The following is a 2,096-nucleotide window of genomic DNA, read 5'->3' as shown; positions in this document are numbered from 1 at the left end:
CTCCCGTCCTGCGTCACCGGGTCGTGTCCCCCGTCCCGGTCACGGTAGGAGGCACCCGGTCCGCTCCGCAGCCCCGTGTCGGCGGTGCGGACCGGGTCTCCTGTCCGTTGCTCCCAGTCTGGCGTCCGCGCAGGTGGGAGCCCATCCGCGCACGTACTCATTTCCGTGCCTAGGTACGGATACTCAGCCGTCGCGGCCGGCCCCACCAGTTCTACGGGCCCGCGCGCCCGCGCGGCACCGCCGACTGGGGGGTGGTGGCGCGCCGAGGTTCAGCGGTTGCCGCTGACCCGGCCCCGCAGCAGCAGCGACAGCGCCGAGTGCACGTCGTCCAGGGACCGCTCGCTCTGGAAGGACTGCCAGTCCAGGGCGGCCACCAGCACCATGCCGACCATCGCGGCCGCCGTGAGCGGCACATCGATCTCGGAGCTCAGCTCACCGCGCTCGACGCCCTCGCGCAGCACGTTCTCCACGACGGCCACCGCCTCCTGCCGGACCACCATGAGCGTGGACTGCCACGCGCGGTTGGTGCGCCACAGCTCGGCGACGTACAGCTGGGTGAAGGCCGGGTACCGGTCGATGAAGACGAGCCCCGCCCGGATCATCGCGTCGAGCGCCTCGACCCGGCTGCCGCCGCGGGCCTCCGTCTCCTCCGCGGCCGTCCGCAGGGAGACCGTGAGCAGGCCGACGCCGTGCCGCAGCAGCTCCTCGAAGAGCTCGTTCTTGCTCGCGAAGTTGTAGTAGACGGTGCCCTTCGCGACGCCCGCCCGCTCGGCGATCTCATCGACCGTGGTCGCGGAGAAACCCTGCTCGGCGATCAGGGTGACGGCCGCTTCGTAGAGCTTCTGCCGGGTGATCGCACGACGGCCCCCGCCGGTACCCGTACCGGTGCTGCTGCTTTCCATGGCGCTGATTGTCACAGGTCAACACGTCCCTACAGGCTCAGTTCCGGGTGCAGTCGGTCCATGGTCCACACCTGCTTGCCGCGGGCGGCGAGCGCGGTGAGGGCCAGGGCGCCGGCGGTGAAGGCCAGCAGGACCGCGCCGCCCTGCCATACCGGGGCGAGGTCGCCGCCGGTGATGAGGCGGCGCAGGCTCTCGACGATGTACGACATCGGCAGGTACGGGTGGATCCAGTTGAAGAAGTCCGGGCTGGTCTGGACGGGGTAGGTGCCGCCCGCCGAGGTCAGCTGGAGCATGAGGACGGCCAGCACCAGGATCCGCCCGGCGGCTCCGAACTTGGCGTTGAGCCACTGGACGATCGCCGCGAAGCAGGCGGTGACCAGCACCAGGAAGCCGATGGTGAGGGCCGGGTGGGCCATCTTCAGGCCGAGGCCGGACGCCCAGTGGAGTACGGACATCAGCAGGGCCACCTGCGCGATGCCGAGGCCCGCCACGGGCAGCCAGCCGGCGAGGGCGACCCGCCAGGGCGAGGCACCGGCGGCCAGGGCCCGCCGGTTCAGCGGGGCGATCAGCATGTAGGCGACCATCGCGCCGACCCAGAGGGAGAGCGGGATGAAGTAGGGGGCGAAGCCGGTGCCGTAGTTGGGCGCCTTGTGCAGGGACTGGTTGGCGAGCTGGACCGGGTCGGCCATGACCTGGGTGCGCCGGTCGCGCTGCTGCTGGTCGTAGTCGGGGATCTTGCCGGCGCCCTCGTGCAGGCCGCCGGCGAGTTCGCCGGTGCCGTCGACGAGCTTGTACATGCCGCCGTCGAGCTGGTGAGCGCCGTCGCCGAGCTTGCCGACGCCGTCGGTGAGGGCGCCGGAGCCGGTGGTGGCGGAGCCGAGGCCGGTGTGCAGCTGGGCCATGCCGGCGGAGACCTTGTGGGCTCCGGTGTTGAGGGCATTGACCTTGGCGACGGCCGCGTCGAGGTCACCCGCGAGCTGGGGAGCCTTGTCGACGAGCTCGCGGGCCTTCCTCTCCAGGTCGGTGAGCTGGGTGCGGAGCTTGCCGACGTCACCGTTCGCGTTCTTGACCAGGGCGCTGACGTCCCCGCTGAGCTCGGCGGCCTCGGCCGCGCTGTCCCTGACCTTCTTCAGGTCGGGGCAGGAGGCCAGGTGCGGTTCGGCGCCGGGGGTGACGCAGTGCTTGGTGTAGTAG

At 71.3% G+C, this 2,096-nt stretch carries 2 protein-coding genes; both read right to left on the bottom strand.

Translation table 11 applies throughout. From position 1 onward, the window contains the following. Positions 1–269 precede the first annotated feature (269 nt). A complete protein-coding gene (locus ACWGIU_RS36475; RefSeq protein WP_453712369.1) occupies positions 270–902 on the bottom strand; it encodes a TetR/AcrR family transcriptional regulator in 633 nt (210 codons plus the stop codon). Between the two features lie 29 nt (positions 903–931). Then, positions 932–2,096, bottom strand: a 1,165-nt coding sequence (locus ACWGIU_RS36470; protein ID WP_453712368.1) for a YhgE/Pip family protein, incomplete at its 5' end; no start/stop codon positions are given.

The sequence above is a fragment of the Streptomyces sp. NPDC054840 genome, assembly GCF_053611065.1.
This window is presented reverse-complemented; position numbering and strand designations above follow the sequence as displayed.